This window comes from Paludibaculum fermentans (assembly GCF_051172195.1).
GTDB classification, from domain to species: Bacteria; Acidobacteriota; Terriglobia; order Bryobacterales; family Bryobacteraceae; genus Paludibaculum; species Paludibaculum fermentans_A.
This window is the reverse complement of record NZ_JBPJAQ010000003.1, coordinates 527,041-543,830: the sequence shown is the minus strand read 5'-3', so window position 1 is coordinate 543,830 and position 16,790 is coordinate 527,041. Positions and strand designations below refer to the sequence as shown.

Here is a 16,790-nt window from a genome sequence, read left to right as displayed (position 1 = left end):
GCCCCGGCTGCGCCAGAAGGATGGCCTTGTCGATACGAGGAACCGGAGTCAATCAAAGTCGCCCGGCGGCATATGGCAGGGGAGCCGGACCAGCAATCCGACGGAGATTGGCTGACCACTGCGTTCTGCCGCCAAGGGAGACGATCGACAAGGAACTCATAGCAGAGCGCACGTTCAGGTCTCAAGTAGTGCTACCAGCCCGTCTCGGCATGGAAAGCCCAGGTATTCATTCGCCGATCCGTGGAACCCCGGCCAATACCCGTCAAGTCCGCTAGAATTAGGCCCAAAGGGTGTGGAGCTCCGAAAAAGCTCCACACCCTGAGGCCTGTCCCGCCTCGGATTTCCGTCTGCTTCGAGTGAACATGCGCTGTTCCAGGTTGGTCCTCATCACCACGATGGCTTTTGCGGCGGGAGGATGGTCTGCGCACGCGGTGGAGGTACGCACGGTGAGTCTGTCTGCCCCGGTCGCGGAAATGGCCTGGGATGAGACGCACAATGTCTTTTTGGCTGCGGTCGGGCGAGAGGTATTGGCCATTGATCCCTCGACAGCGAGCGCGGAGACACGGTTTTCGATGGAGTCGACCGTGCATCATCTTGCGGTCTCGGGAGACGGGCGGTACCTCTATGCGGCGCTGAACGACCGCGGCGTCGTGAGGCGCTACAGGATGGCTGACGGAGGACTCGACCTGGAAATCCCATTGGGGGATAGCCTAATGGGACCAGCGCGAGCGTCGGCCTTGGCGGTGGTGCCGGGCGAGCCGGCGGCCGTCTTGATTTCGTTCGAGGAACGCAGACGGAGTATGGCGGTGTTCGACGGCACCCGAAGCCGGGGAAAGACTGAGTCTCTATCGGTAGAATCCATCGAGATCCGGCGTCCAGACGGAACAATATACGGTTCGGCAAAGGGTGAAATCTACCGGCTTGCCGTGGACGCCACTGGCATACAGGCAACGAAGATACGGCCGGGACTCTTCGTCGCAGAGCAGTCGAGGCTGCCGGCATGGAACGGGAGGCTGGTGACAAGTAGCACTGGGCAGGTGATGGACGTGGAAAGGGGCGTCCTACTCGGACAGATTCCAGTGCCCCATGGGATCAACATATCTGTGCCGCTGGCGACAGACGCAGCGGGCCAGATTGTGGTCGTAGCCCAACCAGTGCAAGGTGGTTATGAATTGGTGGGCTATTCCGTGTCGACATTCCGGCCAGTAGGGAGTGCTCCATTGGCGCCGGATCAGGCGCAACGAATGGGGCTGGAAAACCCTGCCCGAGTGTGTGTCTGGGGTACCGACGGCATCGCGGTAGTGAACAACCGTGCTACGCCCGGGGCGGTGCTATCTTTCTTCAGGGTAGGTGAGTGGACGCCCAAGGTGGGAGGGGAATGGCCGAAGCCAGTGAGAGACAGTCGGGGTGGGACGCGAGTCGCGGTGGCAGCGAACGATCTGGTTTACGACGCGCGGCGCAACAGGATCTGGGCAAGCGTTCCTGGTTCGGTGGCGGACCTCGGGAACAGCCTAATTTCGATTGACCCGGCCTCGGGGGAAATCCTGGAGCGCCTGGACGCCGGCAGCGAACCGGATCGGCTGGCGCTCGCAGGCGACGGCAGCCATATATTTGTGACCCTCAACGGAGCGATGGCCGTGGCGGAGATTGACCTCGAGACCCGTCAGCGCGTCCATACTTTGCAGCCGCCGGCCGGCGAACCCATGAAACCTCAGAGCCTGGTGGCGCTGGAAGGATCCGCGGCCAGCGCGGCGGTGGGATGGTCGCACGCCGCAGTCCCTTATGGGATCGCGATAGCCGTCTATGACGGTGGGGTCGCACGGTCCAAGTCGTACTTGAATTTCAAGCCCACTGATTTTATCGCCGACCTGACGGCGACTCCGCATCTGACACACATCTACCCCGGGGATCGACCCGACGATTTGTTTGCGATTGACGAAGAGATGCATAGCGCCTCCGGCCATGTGGTGGCACGAATGCGATTGGACGAAAACGGGATCTCACTGGAGCGCACGCTGGGGTGGGCCGGCCTGGGGGCGCGCTCCTATCAGACCTCGCTTGTTTACAATTCCGGCGTTCTTTGGACCGGCGGGGGCGAGTTGTTCAATGCAGACATGTCGCGGCTTTTGGGCCGGGTAGCGATTCAACAGTCCTACGCAACCAGGGCGGTGCCGGCCGTACGCCCGGGACGGGATGAGACCCTGTTCGTTTACTCGGCCGGGTTCGGAGACCGGACAGCCGCGACTCTGTTCGATCGCTCCACACTGGTTCCCACTCGTTCGGAGGACATCCTCCCGACGCTTGCTATGAAGCTACCGGCCGTGGCGTTCGCCGGCCCGGACGTTCTGGCTCTTGCCTTCGAGGATCACATCGAATTGAAGGCGCCCGGCGGACTACCCGCCTATCCTGCGCCGACGATGGGCATTACGCAGGTAGGGCAGGGTGTGCGGAGACTGGGCCTGAAGGTTACCGAACTGCGAGCGGTTCCAGGAACCTCGAAGCTATTGGTGGCGATTCCGAGCAAAGCCGGGCCGGACGGCAACCGGGTCGCCCTGGTGAATCCCGAAGACGGCGCCATCGAGAAGTCCTCCTTCGCGGGCAGCGAACCGACGTTGCCGCGCACCTCGGCGGACGGCTCGTTTGGGTATGTCTACCTCGACGGGGAAAGACAGGTTGCGAGGTTTGACATCAGGTCGGGAGAGATCGACTTGAAGTTCGTTCCGGACCCGACCGGAGGGAACACGCAGTATCCGGCTCGCGATATGGAACTGGGCCCGGACGGAGGACTCACGCTCAGCTACGACGGAGGGTGGCTCGCCACGTTCGACAGCGGAGTCCTGCGGCCGATGGTCGACCGGAATGCGGAGGGAGTGGGTGTCGGCAACACCCAGGCGTACTCCATAGCGCTGAATGAAGCTGGGACCATCGTCTATGCCAACGACGAGTATTGGTCCACCGCCGAATTCAAGCGGATTGCGGCGCGCCCGGATGGGCTTCAGTATCTGTCGGGTACGTCGAACCTGATCGGACCTGGGATGATCTCCGCGGGCGGGCTTCTGTATAACTCGTTTGGGGCCGTGGTGGACCCCGAGAAGTCGCGGGTGGTAGGGCTGTTGGCCCTGCCGTCCTACGGTTGCAGCTTGGCGCCAGATCCCGCCGCGGGGCGCGTGTACTCGTTATGTGGACAGAGGCTCGATGCCTATGACGGGCGGAGTTTCTCCCTCATCGGCTCTCTCTATATGACGGCGGCACCCGGAGGCAACGGACTCATCCGCTTCGGCGCCGACGGGCTGGCTTATGTGGGCGCGGACGGGCTGGTGTACGTCACGCAAACCTCAGCCATTCCCGCGCTAAGCCGGCCGGTGTCCGTGCCACAGCCGCAACCGCCTTCCACGCCCGGGGTAACCGTTATCGACATGGAGGCGCAGGGACTGGAGTACGACAGCGGACGCGGGTTGTTGTACGCTGCCCTGCCAAACTCCGAGGCGGCGAACGGCGACCACATTGTCGCGCTGAATCCGGGGACCGGAGACGAAGTCCGGCGGTGGCCGACCGATCACAACCCGACGATGTTGGCATTGAGCGCGGAACCCGGGCCGGTCTACTTCGTGGCAGGCACTGAACGGAGACTCTTCTTCAGCGGGTACTCGGCAAAGCCGGGGATGATCTTCCCTCTGGACAGGGAAACGGGCACTATAGGCCCGGCCTTCAGCGGGGCGGCTCCGCATAAAGATATTTCGTGGAGCCTGCTCGGACTGGCAATACCTCCGGGTTCGGTGGGGGCGGTTGCGGCATTGGAAACCCGGTCCTATAGCGTGCAGGGCGGTGTGGGGTCGGAACCTCCGTTCTTGCGGATTTACCAGGATGGGATCACGTTGCCGGACTTTCTGTGGGCACATACCTTCTCCTGCACAAGATTCGTGGCCGGGGCGCCTGGCCGGATGTACTGCAGTGACGGCAGCACGTTGACACGACTGACGGTGACGGAACGCGGCGTGCAACTGGCTGGCTCTTTCCGTCTGCTGCCTGGGATGGAGTCCTTGACGGACCTGGTGTACCGGGACGGGTTCGTCTACACGAGCACCGGCCTGGTGATCGATGGCGAGGCCGGCACCATGCGCCGGATGGAAACGCACGGCGCTGTCGCCGTGGATGACGGGCGGGTGTATTGGGCGGAGCCCGCCGTCGGTTCCCTGACGGTGACGTTGAAGAGCTTCGACCGGGCAACGCTGGCGCCGGTGAAGACGAAAACAGTGAATGTTTCGAGCACGGAGGTCCGCCGGATGGTGGCGTGCGGCGGCGGCCGGGTTGCCTTTGCGGCCGGAAAGGAGATCTACCTTGTTCAACCGTAACCGGCCAGGCGTGTCTTTGACCGCAGCCGCGGTGCTGACGGCGATGGTATGGGCAGGACCGGCATCGGGCGCTGCCCGCATTACGTCGACGATTCCGGCTGTCGGGCATCCAGGCGAGGAGGTTCAGTTCCAGGTGGACGGGACCACTCGCTGGGTGGGGACTGCCTGGTTTACGGCGGCCGATGGATCGCGAATCCGGAGCATGGGACAGAGTGGGAATCCCATCGTGCCGCACGGGGCGGTAAGCGGTCCTGTATGGGTCGAACTGAACGCGGAGACGCTGACGGAAGCATACGACCTTACGGTGCTGCCGCGTCTGCGGCTGCACGCGGAGCGGCAACGGGTTTCGGGGGGAGAGACCATTCAGATCGCGGCGAAGACGCCTTCGATTCCCGGCGATTGGGCCTTGACGTGGAGAGCGGATCTGGGAACCGTGGACGGCACGGGCCGGTTCCACGCGCCGATGGTGGCCTCGACGCAGTATGCGCGAATCTGGGCCTGCCTGCGGGGCGGCACGGAGTGCGGCACCACTGTGGTCGCGGTGTCTCCAATCCGGCTCGAGCCGGAACGGTTGGTCCTGACGCCCGGAAAAGAAACAGCGCTACGGGTGGTTCAAGGCGGGAATGAGGTGAGTGCGGCATGGAGAGCAGTGACCGCTAATGTGAGCATCACCTCGGACGGCAGGGTGACCGCGGGCACAGGCCCGCTGGATGGGGGCGTGGCGGTGGTGGAGGCCACGGCGGCGGGTGCGACACAGGAGTTCCGCCTGCCGGTCAGAACGGCGGGCGTGGTGGCGAATACATTGGAATGGTCCGACTGGATCGCCCCTGACAGCAACAATCCAAACAACCGCCTGGCGCTGGGCTCTCACGCCGAGTCAGTCGCCACGCACGGGGATTGGCTGTACGTCCTGCAGAGCAGCATCTTGTCCTACCTCGGCCCATCGTCCACGACATGGATTGACGTGTATTGGCTGGACGAGGATCGGAATCCAATATGGGTCGATTGCGTCGACGCGCCCAGAGCCTATTCCGGGGGGCTCTGGGTAGTAGGCGACACCCTATATGTGGCCGGGTCCGAACAGCCAACGACGACGATGCAGTACGACATCAGCGGCGGACGGGCGGTCTTGCGCTCGCGAGGTCGAGTTGACGGCCCGGTGAATGCCTCTCCGCCAGGTGGAGTCCAGGTGACGGCGCAGCGGTACTACTCAAGCGCGACGGCGAACCAGTGGAACGTGGTGATCCAGAACCAGGCTGAAGGATGGAAACGGACGCTGCCGCTGGAATACCAACCGTTGACCGATGCGCCTATAGGTGTGCAGGCAGCGGGGACCAGCACCTGGGTGGCGATTACATTTGGATACAGCCTCGGCTATGAGACTTTGGTCGCGGACGTAACCGGGGATAGAGCGGTGCCGTTCGCGCTGCTGGCAAGCGGAGGAATCAATCACTCACTGACGGTGCTGGGCGACGTGCTCGTGGTCGGAGGAGACATCTACCGGGTGTCCGGCGGGAAGGTCGCGAAGCTCGCCGAGATTCCCTGGCACTTTGTGCTGGATGCCGATCCGTCGACGATGCGTCTGCTGATGGGCCCGGACGTCTTTCTTCAGGAGGACGGCTTCCGCGTGGTGGACCTGAGTAACCCTGAGCATCCACGAAGCTCGGCTCCGGTGGCGCACCCGAAATCGTGGGCGGAAGGGCGATTGGGGTCAGATTACTTCGTGCTGGTGGGCCCTCCACAGGGCGTGTCGGTGATCCCGATCGACTGGACGTCGGGCATGCGGAAAACCGACGCATTCCCCGCGAGCCCGTGGACGAACGCGCTGCGTTACAGGGATGGGTACCTATTCTGGACTGGACCGGGGTGGGGCTACCGAGGCCGGAGTTGGACGTATAACCTGCTGGAAGTGAATGACATGACCGGGCCGCAGGCTCGGCTGGTGGCAACCGCCGACCGGCCCGGCGATCAAGTCGGTTGGGCCCTCCAACTGGTTGGCCCCTACGCCTATGTCGGCACGGACACGGAACTGATTGTCTATGACGTCAGCGTCCCGACAGCTCCGGTGGAACGGTACGTCGTGCCCGCACCGGCGATCTCGATGGCGGTGCAGGGCCATTATCTGTATGCAGGCAGCCAGGACGGGCCACGGAAGACACTGGTGGTATACGACATCTCCGCACCCGAGAGGCCTCAGCGCGTCGGGACGGTGGCGCTGAAGGACTGGGCCTACGGTCTGGCGGCTGGACCGGGTTGGCTATGGGTGGCGCTGGGCCAGAACGGGTACGAAGTCTATTCGACCGTGAATCCGGCTGCGCCGAGTCCGCTGTTTGAGACGCATACAACGGCGTGGGATGCCGCGGCGGTTGGCAATCTGGCTTATGTGGCGGCCGACGGAGCCGGACTGCAGATCCTGGACATGACTAACCCTTCCGCACCGCGGCTGCTGTCGGAGACCTCGTTGGCGGCTGGTTTCGAGGCGCATCTCCAGGACTATCCAAACGCGTTGAGTGTAACGCTGGACGAGAGAGGGGTGGCGTGGCTAGCCACATCCCGGGAGGGCCGCGTGGTGGGTGTGGACGTCCGGCGTCCAGAGGCGCCGCGACCGATCGCGGTGGCCAACACTAGTCAGGGTTACACGATTCTGGAGGCGATGGCGGCGGTGGCAGTGGATAACCGGCTGATCATCGCCGGCAACGACGCGGCGTTTGATGTGGCCAGGCCGCAGAACCTGGGCTTGTATCAGGTGCCGCAAACACAACCCGGCGAGGTGCTGCCCGACCGGTTTGGTGATCTGCCGCCGGTGACCCAGAGTATGCGACCCGGCCCGTTGCCGTGGAAAGCCCGGTATCTAAACGGCGACCAACGCCTGCGCGAAACCGAGACGACGGGCGCACGCCCGTTCCGCGCCGAACGTCCGGCGTCTACGCCGACTCGTCGATGATCGACTTCAGCGTCTCCTCCACCTCTCCGGCCACCAATCTGATCTCCGGATCAGAGAACATCGACATCATGGCAGACGGGAGAATGGTGGAGAGCATCAGGCCATCAGACGTCTCGTAAACGGAGATCCGGCAGGGGAGCAGCGACGAGACGGCCGGGTCGGATTCCAGGACGCGCTTGGCGTGGCGCGGATTGCAGACTTCGAAGACAAAGCATTGTCGATGGTAGTCGATGCCTTTGTTCTTCATCGCCTGCCGCAGATCGTGGACGTGCAGGACTCCGAACTGGTGGCGGCCCGCGGAATCACGCAGGGCCAAGTCGATTTCGTCGATGGTCTTTTCCGAGAGCTTTTCGTACAACATGGGACACCTCTCGATTGAGAGCATAGCGTCTCGGAGCGGTGTGCGTGCGAACTACTCGCCCACGGGCACGTCGAAGTCGATCATGTTCTTCCGGAAGCCCGACGTCTTCCAGGCTCCGTAGGCAACCCCGGCGATCAGCCAAATGGCTCCGGCCGTTTTGGCCAGCAGGCTGAGGCTGAGCCACAGGTAGAGACAGACTAGGCCGCCGACTGCCGGCAGGACGAGATGAGACCAGTGGCGGTCGCGCCCCCGCACATAATAATGGACCAGGCTGGCGACATTGACTCCGGTAAAGCCGATGAGGGCGCCGAAGTTCAGCAGCTCAGCTCCGGTCTGGTAGCTCATCGCGAAGGCACCCACGGCGCAGAGCACTCCGATCAGCAGGACGTTCCGGCTGGGGATGCGGCGCACGGGATGCAGGTAGCCGAAGAAGGACTTAGGGATGGCGTTGTCGCGGCCCATGCCGTAGAGCAGGCGGGCTCCGGCCAGCATGGCTCCCGAGGCGGAACCGATCGTCGCGACGACAAGGGTCCACGACATGACCTGGAAGAGGAGGCGGCCACCGGCACGACCGGCGATATGGATATAGGCGGTGTCGCTGTCGGGATAGGGCTGCGAGGCGGGCCAGACCATCTGGGCTGCGTACACTTCAATCGCGGAGAGGACGCCTATGATGAGGCAGGTTCCGACCATGGCCCGCAGGATGTTGCGCCGCGGGTCCTTCACCTCCTCAGAGAGCGTGGAGATGCCGTCAAAGCCGATGTAAGTGAGGACGGCGATGGAGGCTCCGTTGGAGATCGAGCCCCAGGTAAAACGGGCTGGGTCGTAGAACGGACGGACGAAGTCGGAGTCGGAAAGCTGAGGAAGAGCGAAGATGTAGCGGGCCGAGACGCCGAGCATCCAAAGGATGACGGCGCCCATGGCAACGGTGAGCAATTCGTTGGTGCGGGCCGTCGCCTGGATGCCGCGCAGGTTCATCCCGGTGAAGAGGATCACGAAGGCAATCGCCCAGAACCAATAAGGTGTGCCGGGGAACAGGCCCATGGTGGCCCGGGCACACCAGATGGTGCAGATGAGGGGGTTGACGACGTAGTCGAGCAGCATGCTCCAGCCGGTGAGGTAGCCCAGCGCGGGATGGATCTCGCGGGCCACATAGGTATAGGCGCTCCCGGCGCTGGGGTACGCTCGAGCCATCCGGCCGTAGCTCAAAGCCGTAAGCAGCATGGCGAACATGGCAATGAGAACGGTGGTGACCACGTGCCCGTTGGCGCCGGCGCTGATCGCCCCGAAGGGGGGCATGGGCGCCGTGGGCTGCACCATGATCACGCCCATGATGAGCAGTTGGAACAGGCCGAGGGTACGGCTTAGGCGGACGGGTTCGGCGGTATTGCTCGACATGAGAACTTTGATTGTGCCATGTTGGGATCGAACGCGCCCGGCCGGACAAGACCAGCGATGCGATCTTCGATGCGAAGGAAGCGGATAGAGCTTAAGCAGTGGCTGGAGGCTCGGGTTCGCGAGCGCGTGACCTCCACGGGCCTGGTCTTCCTGCTTGCCCTGGCGCTGACCGGGTTTGCGGCTTTCGCCTCGGCCAACAACCTGCTGTTCCTGATGTTGGCCGCCATGCTAGCTACCCTGCTGGTGAGCAGTTTCGTGAGCCGCATCGGGATTGCCGGGCTGGAACTCGACATTCAGCTTCCGGACCATATTGCAGCCAAGCGGCCAGTCGCCGCAAAGGTGGTGCTGCGCAACGAGAAGAACTGGATGCCCTCGTTCTCCATCCGGCTGGTGGGGGTGGAAGACAGTGTCTTCACAACGGACCTATACTTTCCCGTGATCCCGGGCGGCGGCTCCATTGAGACTACCGTGGATGTGCGGTTTGGACGGCGGGGCCTGCGAACGGAAGATAGCTTCCTGTTTTCCTCGCGGTTTCCGTTCGGTTTCGCTGAGCGCCGGGCCCGGGTCACGATGAAGCGGGATGTGCTGGTCTATCCTTCCCTGGAACCGCAACCTGGATTTGAGCAGATTGTAGCCGACGTGAACGGGGAAGCGGAGACTCGATTTCGGGGGCGCGGGCATGACTTCTACCGGATTCGTCCCTACGAGATGATGGAGAGCGCCCGGCACGTCGACTGGCGCGCCACGGCGCATACCGGTGAACTGCAGGTGCGGGAGTTCGCCCGCGAGCAGGAGCACCTGATCACCCTGTTCCTGGACCTGGAAGTGCCACGCGAACGGGAGGAATGGTTCGAGCAGGCGGTGGAGTTCTGCGCGTTCCTGGCGTGGCGCTGCATTCAGAGCGGAGCGCGGGTCCGGTTCCGGACCCAGGACTTTGAATTGCTGACCCCGGTCGAGGGTGACGTGTACGTTATCCTAAAGTATCTGGCTCTGGTGGAATGCAGACACAGGGCCGCTCCCCTCAGGAACCTGGAAGAAGAGAGTGTTGCCATCGTCTTTACCTCATCGCCGCGCCGGCTGGAAGATTGCGATTGGAGCAACGCTCGCATTCTGGCTCCCGACCATTGGGCATTCACAGCAAAAGACTGATTCAGAACCAATTAAGACATCGATCACGGTGACGGAGCGGGTGAGCACAGAGGCTCCGGCGGCGTTGACGGTCTTGAATTCACTGCAGGTGCAGCAGGCTCCGGGCATCAATATGGATGACCGGCTGCGGCTGGTGCCTGGGTTCTCCCTGTTCCGGCGGTCCTCTTCCCTGGTGGCCAATCCGACGACACAGGGTGTGAGCCTGCGGGGGATTGGCTCGAGCGGCGCCAGCCGCAGCGTGGTGCTGTGGGATGGGGTGCCGCTGAACAGCCCGTTCGGTGGATGGATTTACTGGACGCGTGTGAATCCAGAGGAGTTAGAACGCGTAGAGGTGTCTCGCGGGGCCTCGACGAGCGTCTTTGGCGACAAGGCGATGGGCGGCGCGGTGACCCTGTTCTCGAAGGAACCGCAGAAGACCCGGGCTTGGTTCGGCTATGAGGGTGGGAACCAGCAGAGCCACATGGTGGAAGGTGCAGGCTCGATCTACCTGGGGCAGAGCTGGGCGATCTCCGGCAACGGACGCGGCTTCACCACAGACGGGTATTACATCGTGCCGGCCTATGCGCGCGGGGCGATCGACACGAAAGCGAACGTCAAGTTCGCGACCGGGACGGTCCGGGCTGATTACTTCACCCAGCACGACAAGCTGTTCCTGCGGGTGGATGCGCTGAGCGAAGAGCGGGACAACGGGACCACGCTCACACAGAATTCGACCGTTTTGGGCACGATATCCGCGAACTACACGCGCGAACAAGGCTCCTCGACCTTTACGCTGTTGGGCTATCACAACCGGGAAGAGTTCCACGCGACCTTCTCCTCGATTGGGGCAGGGCGCCTGACGGAATCGCTGACCCTGCGGCAAAGCGTCCCGGCGGAGTCAACCGGCGGTGCGGGGCTGTGGCGGAAGTCGGGCGCGAAGTGGAACCTGCTGTCGGGCGGCGACTTCAACCGTTCGGAAGGCTATTCGCTGGAACGGGTCTACCCCACAGGCTCGCGCGTGGGCGGCGGCACACAGTTGCAGTACGGACTCTTCAGCCAGGGCGACCTCACCCTTGGAATCCTGAAGTTCTTCGGTGGCTTGCGGGGGAGCGACGCCGGCAACGGGACGGCTTTTTGGAGCCCGAGCGGCGGAGTGACGGTGGGCTTGGAGCGGTGGCGATTCCGCACAAGCGCGTACCGGGCGTTCCGGGCACCGACCCTGAACGAACTTTACCGCCAGTTCCGGGTGGGCAACGCCCTGACGCTTGCGAATCCGGCCCTGCAGCCGGAGTCGTTGCGAGGAGTGGAAGCGGGCGCCGACTTCAACGCTGGAACGACGCGGATCTCAGTGACGGGCTTCGACAACCGCCTGGACGGCCTGGTCACCAACGTGACTCTTTCCGTGACTCCGACACTGATTACCAGGCAGCGTTTCAACGCCGCCGACGCGACGGCACGGGGTGTCGAGGCTACAGCTTCGCACCGTTGGGGCGCGTGGCGTGGCGAAGCATCCTATCTACTGGCTGATTCGCGGTATGCGACGGGTGAGCGGATCCCCCAGATCCCGAAACACCAGGGCTCCGCCCTGCTGACGTGGATGCGGGGCCGGACGCTGGTGAGCGGCGGCCTGCGAGCCGCGGGCCTGCAGTTTGAAGACGATAGAAACTCGTTCCTGCTGCCGGGTTTCGCTGTGCTGCACGCGGCCGTGCGGCAGCAACTGACGCACAATGTGACGGCAACATTCGCCCTGGAGAATGCGCTGAACCGCGAGTATGCGGTGGGATTCAGCCCGACGGTATTGACGGGGTCTCCCCGGCTTTGGCGATTGGGGCTGCGCTGGAACCTCCGGTAGCCGCCCCGTCTCCAAGCATTTGATATCGTAGGAGATTCCCCTGATGTCCGCATCTATTCCTGACATCCTCGCCCGCATTGTCGAGGTCAAGCGCCAAGAAGTCGCTGAGAAGAGCAAGCTGCGCCGGAGTATCGAGCAGAGTGCCAACTTCCAGAAAGGGCAGAGGCGCGATTTCCGGCAGGCCCTGGAGAAGAAACAGCCTGCCATCATCTCAGAGATCAAGAAAGCGTCGCCCAGCAAGGGTGTCCTCAGCCATGATTTCAACCCGGGCCTGCAGGCCAAACAGTACTTCGAGGGTGGCGCGGCCGCGCTCTCGGTCCTGACGGACAAGCAGTTTTTCCAGGGGTCCCTCAGCGACCTGAAGACGGCACGGGCGACAGTGGTCCTGCCGGTACTGCGGAAGGACTTCACGATCGATGAGATCGACATCCTGGAGGCGGCGGCCAGTGGCGCGGATGCGATTCTGCTGATCGCGGCGATCCTCACGCGGGACGAACTGAGGAACCTGCGGGAACTGGCGACGCGGTTTGAGCTGTCCAGCCTGGTGGAAGTGCACGACGAGGAAGAGCTCGACAAGGCGCTGGAGAGCGGCGCCGGGATCATCGGGGTGAACAACCGCAACCTGCGCACCTTTGAAGTGAACCTGGAAACCAGCGAAAGGCTGGCGGCGCGCATGCCGGACGGCATATTGAAGGTGGCGGAGAGCGGGATCCACTCGCGGGCCGATATCGAGCGGCTGTCGGCTTCGGGTTTTCGCGCCTTCCTGGTGGGCGAGCATCTGATGAAATCGAACGATCCGACGGCGGCGCTGAAGGCGCTGATCGGATGAGTGTCTTCGTCAAGATCTGCGGCATCACCAGCTTGGAAGATGCGCTCCAGGCGGTAGAGGCCGGCGCTGATGCGTTGGGGTTCAACTTCTGGCCGGGCAGCCCGCGCTATATTGCTCCGGCTGCGGCCCGGGTGATTACGGATGCGCTGGCCGGCCGGGTATTATGTGTCGGCGTCTTCGTCGATGCGAATGCTGCCCACGTGCGCGAGGTCGTGGAGGTGGCGGGACTGGATGTCGCCCAGCTGCATGGATTGCCTGTGGAACTGGATGGGCTGCGGCTGTGGCAGGCATGGTCTGCCGCGAGCGAAGGCCTGAGGGAGAGAATAGAGGCAGGCGGCGCGGAGGCCTATTTGATCGATACGCCCAGCGGAGCGTTGCGCGGGGGCACAGGGAAGACATTCGACTGGTCGCTCGCCATGAACTTGCCGGGCCGGATCGTGCTGGCAGGCGGGCTGGGGCCCGAGAATGTGGCCGAGGCGATTGAACAGGTGCGGCCGTGGGGCGTGGACGCCTGTTCCCGACTGGAGCTGGCGCCAGGACGGAAGGACCATGGAAAGGTCTCCAGTTTCCTGGCTGCGGTGCGGCAAACGAGATTATGAGCACAACAACACAAACACCGGATGCCGGCGGCCATTTCGGGCCGTACGGCGGGCGTTATGTTCCGGAAACGCTGATGGCTCCGCTGGAGGAGTTGGAGCGGGCATTCCACGAAGCCCAGCAGGACGAGGGCTTCCGGGCTGAGTTGCGGGATCTTCTGGCGAACTTCGCCGGACGTCCGACGCCGCTGTATGAAGCCAAGCGGTTGAGCGAGACTCTGGGCGGGGCCAGGATCTTCATCAAGCGGGAAGACCTGCTGCATACGGGCGCGCACAAGATCAACAACTGCCTGGGGCAGATCCTGCTGGCTCGGCGCATGGGCAAGAAGCGGATCATCGCGGAGACGGGGGCGGGACAGCACGGCGTGGCCACCGCTACGGTATGCGCACTGTTCGGGCTGGAATGCGTCGTCTACATGGGCGAAGAGGACATGCGCCGGCAGCGGCTGAACGTCTTCCGCATGAGGATGCTGGGCGCCCGGGTGGTGAGCGTGACCAGTGGCAGCCGGACGCTGAAGGATGCGGTGAGTGAGGCGATGCGCGACTGGGTAACGAACGTGTCGGGCACACACTATTTGCTCGGCTCGGCCCTGGGGTCGCATCCCTACCCGATGATGGTGCGTGAGTTCCACCGCTGCACGGGCGACGAAGCGAGGGCGCAGATTCTGGACCGGATAGGCCGTCTGCCCGACACGATCTTCGCGTGTGTGGGCGGCGGTTCGAACGCGATTGGAGTATTCACGGCCTTCCTCGGGGATGCCGGGGTGAAGCTGGTCGGCGTGGAAGCCGGCGGACGCAGCGGGAAACTGGGTGAGCACGCGGCGCGCTTCTCGGGCGGATCTCCGGGTGTGCTGCAGGGGGCATACAGCTACCTGCTGCAGAACGACGACGGGCAGGTCTCCTTGACGCATTCGGTCTCCGCCGGTCTCGATTACGCCCTGGTGGGGCCTGAGCACGCATGGCTACACGATCAGGGCCGGGCGGAGTATGTCTCCGCGACGGACTCATCCGCCTTGGATGCAGCGAAGACCCTGGCGCGGACGGAGGGGATCATCCCCGCCCTGGAATCATCGCATGCGGTGGCGGAAGCGCTGCGCAGGGCGCCGGCGGCCCAGGGCCAGGTGTACTTGATCAATCTTTCGGGGCGCGGCGACAAGGATACGGACATCTACCGCGAGAACTTCCCAGAACTGGACAAAGACGATGCCGAGTAGTGAACGGATCGCACGCTGCTTTCAGGCGTGCAAAGAGGCTGGCCGGCCGGCGCTGGTGGCGTACCTGACAGCTGGGGATCCACACCCCGACCGGACAGTGGAACTGGCGCTGGCGCTGGAGCGCGGCGGCGCGGATGTATTGGAACTGGGTGTTCCCTTCTCCGACCCCATCGCGGACGGACCCGTGATCCAGCATGCGTCGGACCGGGCCCTGCACGCCGGAACAACGGTCGTACGGGTGTTGGCGATGGCCAGGGAGATCCGGGCCCACAGTGAGATGCCGATCGTCCTTTTCAGCTACATGAACCCGCTGCTGCGCTACGGTTTCGACCGGCTGTGCACCGATGCGCAGGCGGCTGGGATCGATGGATGCCTGTTCACGGACCTGAGCGTGGAAGAGGCCGACAGCACTGTCGCATCAATGAAGACGCATGGCTTGGATACGGTCTTCATGGCCGCGCCGACCAGCACGGAGCGCCGGCTGAAACTGGTGGCTGAGTATTCGACGGGCTTTGTCTATGTCGTTTCCAGGACGGGCGTGACGGGTGAGCAGGCAACGGTCGCTGGCGGCGTGCACGAACTGGTGGATCAGTTGAAGGCCTTGACTCCGCTGCCACTGGCGGTGGGCTTCGGGGTTTCGCGGCGCGAGCACGTGGAGGCGATTGGCGGCTACGCTGACGGTGTAGTGGTGGGCAGCGCCCTGATGCGGGTGGTGGAGCAGTACGGCGCCTCGGCCGACCTGGCGGCGCAGTTGGAGTCATTCACGCGGGGGTTGAGCGGGCGGCTATGACAAATGAAGAAGCACAGGCCGCGCTAGCTGACCTGCGAAGTATGATCGACAACGTCGATCTGAGAATTCTGGCCCTCTTCAACGAGCGGGCCGACGTGGTTTCCCGAATTGGCGACATCAAGAAGACGATGACCATGCCAATCTATGAGCCAAAGCGGGAAGATGAAGTATTCCGCAACGTGTTGCAGGGCAACTGCGGCCCTCTCTCTGAGGGCGCGGTGCGACGGCTGTTCGAGCGCATCATCGATGAGATGCGTACCCTTCAGCGCGAGCGCATGGAAAGGGACAAAACCAAATGATCGTCGTGATGGAGCAGGGCGCAACCGAGGAGCAGATTCAGAACGTCATCACAAAACTGGTGAACCTCGAATTCTCCGTGCACCGTTCGACGGGCGTAGTGCATACGGTCCTGGGCGGTGTTGGTCCGGCCGAAGTGGTGGATCCGGAAGAGTTCCGGGTGATGGACGGGGTGAAAGAGTGCCTGCGGGTGATGTCGCCTTACAAGCTGGCCAGCCGGCGTTTCCGGCCGGAAGGCACTGTGGTGAGGCTGGAGCGAGCAGGAGCAGGGACCGTGGAAATCGGCGGCCAGAAGGTCGTCGTGATGGCGGGGCCCCCGAGCGTTGAGAGCGAAGACCAGGTGCGGCGGACAGCGGAGGCTGTGGCTAAGGCAGGGGCGCGGTTCCTGAGGGCGGGCGCATTCCGGCCAAGGAATTCTCCTTACCAGTTCCAGGGCCTGGGCGAAGACGGTCTCAAACTCGTGCGGCAGGCTGCGGACGAGTTTGGCCTGTTTGTCGTCTCCGAAGTGATCGACCTGTCGCAGCTCAAGCTGGTGGATGCCTACTCAGACATGTTTATGGTCGGTTCGCGCCACATGCAGAATTACGTGCTGCTGCGCGGCCTGGGCGAGGTACGCAAGCCGGTGCTGCTGAAGCGAGGTGTGGCCTCGACGATGGAGGAGCTGCTGTTGTCGGCTGAGTACATCCTGCTGGGCGGCAACTACGAGGTCGTGCTTTGCGAGCGGGGCATCCGGACGTTTGAGGCCGATACCCGCAGTACGATGGACATTTCGGCCATTCCGGTGGCGCACAAGCTGTCCCACCTGCCGATCATGGCCGATCCTTCGCACGCGACCGGGCGGCGCGACAAGGTGACGCCGATGGCGCGGGCGTCCGTGGCCGCTGGCGCGGACGGACTGTTGATCGACGTGCATCCGGATCCGGATGCAGCCCTGGTGGACGGCGCACAGTCGTTGAATCCCGAGCAGTTTGCCGAGCTGATGGCACAGCTTCATAACATCGCGCCCGCCGTTGGAAGGACGATCTAGGC

General features: G+C 63.4%; 12 protein-coding genes. 10 read left to right on the top strand and 2 right to left on the bottom strand.

Going from position 1 to position 16,790, the window contains the following annotated elements:
• Positions 1-446 precede the first annotated feature (446 nt).
• Positions 447-4,352, top strand: a complete 3,906-nt coding sequence (locus ACR9Y2_RS36215; protein WP_435046783.1) for a hypothetical protein — start codon at positions 447-449, stop codon at positions 4,350-4,352.
• The gene (locus ACR9Y2_RS36210) at positions 4,339-7,296 is read left to right on the top strand and encodes an LVIVD repeat-containing protein (RefSeq protein WP_435046782.1); all 2,958 of its coding nucleotides are present in this window, start codon (positions 4,339-4,341) and stop codon (positions 7,294-7,296) included. Before ACR9Y2_RS36215 ends, ACR9Y2_RS36210 begins: the two co-directional genes overlap by 14 nt.
• Here ACR9Y2_RS36210 and ACR9Y2_RS36205 read toward each other — a convergent pair.
• Both ACR9Y2_RS36205 and ACR9Y2_RS36200 read right to left on the bottom strand, forming a co-directional pair.
• Positions 7,277-7,657, bottom strand: coding sequence for a DUF302 domain-containing protein (locus ACR9Y2_RS36205; RefSeq protein ID WP_435046781.1), 381 nt, complete (start codon positions 7,655-7,657; stop codon positions 7,277-7,279). The two genes, ACR9Y2_RS36210 and ACR9Y2_RS36205, sit on opposite strands and share 20 nt — an antisense overlap.
• Before the next feature lie 51 nt (positions 7,658-7,708).
• Complete coding sequence (locus tag ACR9Y2_RS36200; RefSeq protein WP_435046780.1) at positions 7,709-9,055, bottom strand: APC family permease; 1,347 nt, start codon at positions 9,053-9,055, stop codon at positions 7,709-7,711.
• Positions 9,056-9,124: 69 nt separating this feature from the next.
• Here ACR9Y2_RS36200 and ACR9Y2_RS36195 point away from each other — a divergent pair, with 69 nt between their 5' ends.
• The 8 genes from ACR9Y2_RS36195 to aroF are packed head-to-tail and all read left to right on the top strand — an operon-like array spanning position 9,125 to position 16,788.
• Positions 9,125-10,204 carry a DUF58 domain-containing protein gene (locus tag ACR9Y2_RS36195; protein ID WP_435046779.1) on the top strand — a complete coding sequence of 360 codons (1,080 nt, stop codon included), beginning with the start codon at positions 9,125-9,127 and terminating at the stop codon, positions 10,202-10,204.
• A gap of 40 nt (positions 10,205-10,244) precedes the next feature.
• The gene (locus tag ACR9Y2_RS36190) at positions 10,245-12,035 is read left to right on the top strand and encodes a TonB-dependent receptor plug domain-containing protein (protein WP_435046778.1); all 1,791 of its coding nucleotides are present in this window, start codon (positions 10,245-10,247) and stop codon (positions 12,033-12,035) included.
• A gap of 43 nt (positions 12,036-12,078) precedes the next feature.
• Positions 12,079-12,864: an indole-3-glycerol phosphate synthase TrpC gene (trpC, locus tag ACR9Y2_RS36185; protein WP_435046777.1), complete on the top strand. Its 786-nt coding sequence runs from the start codon at positions 12,079-12,081 to the stop codon at positions 12,862-12,864.
• Complete coding sequence (locus tag ACR9Y2_RS36180; RefSeq protein ID WP_435046776.1) at positions 12,861-13,463, top strand: phosphoribosylanthranilate isomerase; 603 nt, start codon at positions 12,861-12,863, stop codon at positions 13,461-13,463. Before trpC ends, ACR9Y2_RS36180 begins: the two co-directional genes overlap by 4 nt.
• Entirely contained in the window at positions 13,460-14,674 is a 1,215-nt protein-coding gene (trpB, locus tag ACR9Y2_RS36175; protein ID WP_435046775.1) for a tryptophan synthase subunit beta, read from the top strand. Before ACR9Y2_RS36180 ends, trpB begins: the two co-directional genes overlap by 4 nt.
• Positions 14,664-15,464, top strand: a complete 801-nt coding sequence (trpA, locus tag ACR9Y2_RS36170; protein WP_435046774.1) for a tryptophan synthase subunit alpha — start codon at positions 14,664-14,666, stop codon at positions 15,462-15,464. The genes trpB and trpA overlap by 11 nt, the downstream gene beginning before the upstream one ends.
• Positions 15,461-15,763 carry a chorismate mutase gene (locus ACR9Y2_RS36165; RefSeq protein ID WP_435046773.1) on the top strand — a complete coding sequence of 101 codons (303 nt, stop codon included), beginning with the start codon at positions 15,461-15,463 and terminating at the stop codon, positions 15,761-15,763. The genes trpA and ACR9Y2_RS36165 overlap by 4 nt, the downstream gene beginning before the upstream one ends.
• Positions 15,760-16,788 (top strand): 3-deoxy-7-phosphoheptulonate synthase, encoded by a 1,029-nt coding sequence (gene aroF, locus ACR9Y2_RS36160; RefSeq protein ID WP_435046772.1) that lies wholly within the window; start codon positions 15,760-15,762, stop codon positions 16,786-16,788. The genes ACR9Y2_RS36165 and aroF overlap by 4 nt, the downstream gene beginning before the upstream one ends.
• Positions 16,789-16,790: the final 2 nt, after the last annotated feature.

Bases quoted from the DNA above. Each gene is read 5' to 3' on its own strand.
- trpB (WP_435046775.1), top strand. From the start codon at position 13,460: ATGAGCACAACAACACAAACACCGGATGCCGGCGGCCATTTCGGGCCG.
- ACR9Y2_RS36200 (WP_435046780.1), bottom strand. From the start codon at position 9,055: ATGTCGAGCAATACCGCCGAACCCGTCCGCCTAAGCCGTACCCTCGGC.
- trpA (WP_435046774.1), top strand. From the start codon at position 14,664: ATGCCGAGTAGTGAACGGATCGCACGCTGCTTTCAGGCGTGCAAAGAG.
- ACR9Y2_RS36165 (WP_435046773.1), top strand. From the start codon at position 15,461: ATGACAAATGAAGAAGCACAGGCCGCGCTAGCTGACCTGCGAAGTATG.
- ACR9Y2_RS36180 (WP_435046776.1), top strand. From the start codon at position 12,861: ATGAGTGTCTTCGTCAAGATCTGCGGCATCACCAGCTTGGAAGATGCG.
- trpC (WP_435046777.1), top strand. From the start codon at position 12,079: ATGTCCGCATCTATTCCTGACATCCTCGCCCGCATTGTCGAGGTCAAG.
- ACR9Y2_RS36195 (WP_435046779.1), top strand. From the start codon at position 9,125: ATGCGAAGGAAGCGGATAGAGCTTAAGCAGTGGCTGGAGGCTCGGGTT.
- ACR9Y2_RS36205 (WP_435046781.1), bottom strand. From the start codon at position 7,657: ATGTTGTACGAAAAGCTCTCGGAAAAGACCATCGACGAAATCGACTTG.
- aroF (WP_435046772.1), top strand. From the start codon at position 15,760: ATGATCGTCGTGATGGAGCAGGGCGCAACCGAGGAGCAGATTCAGAAC.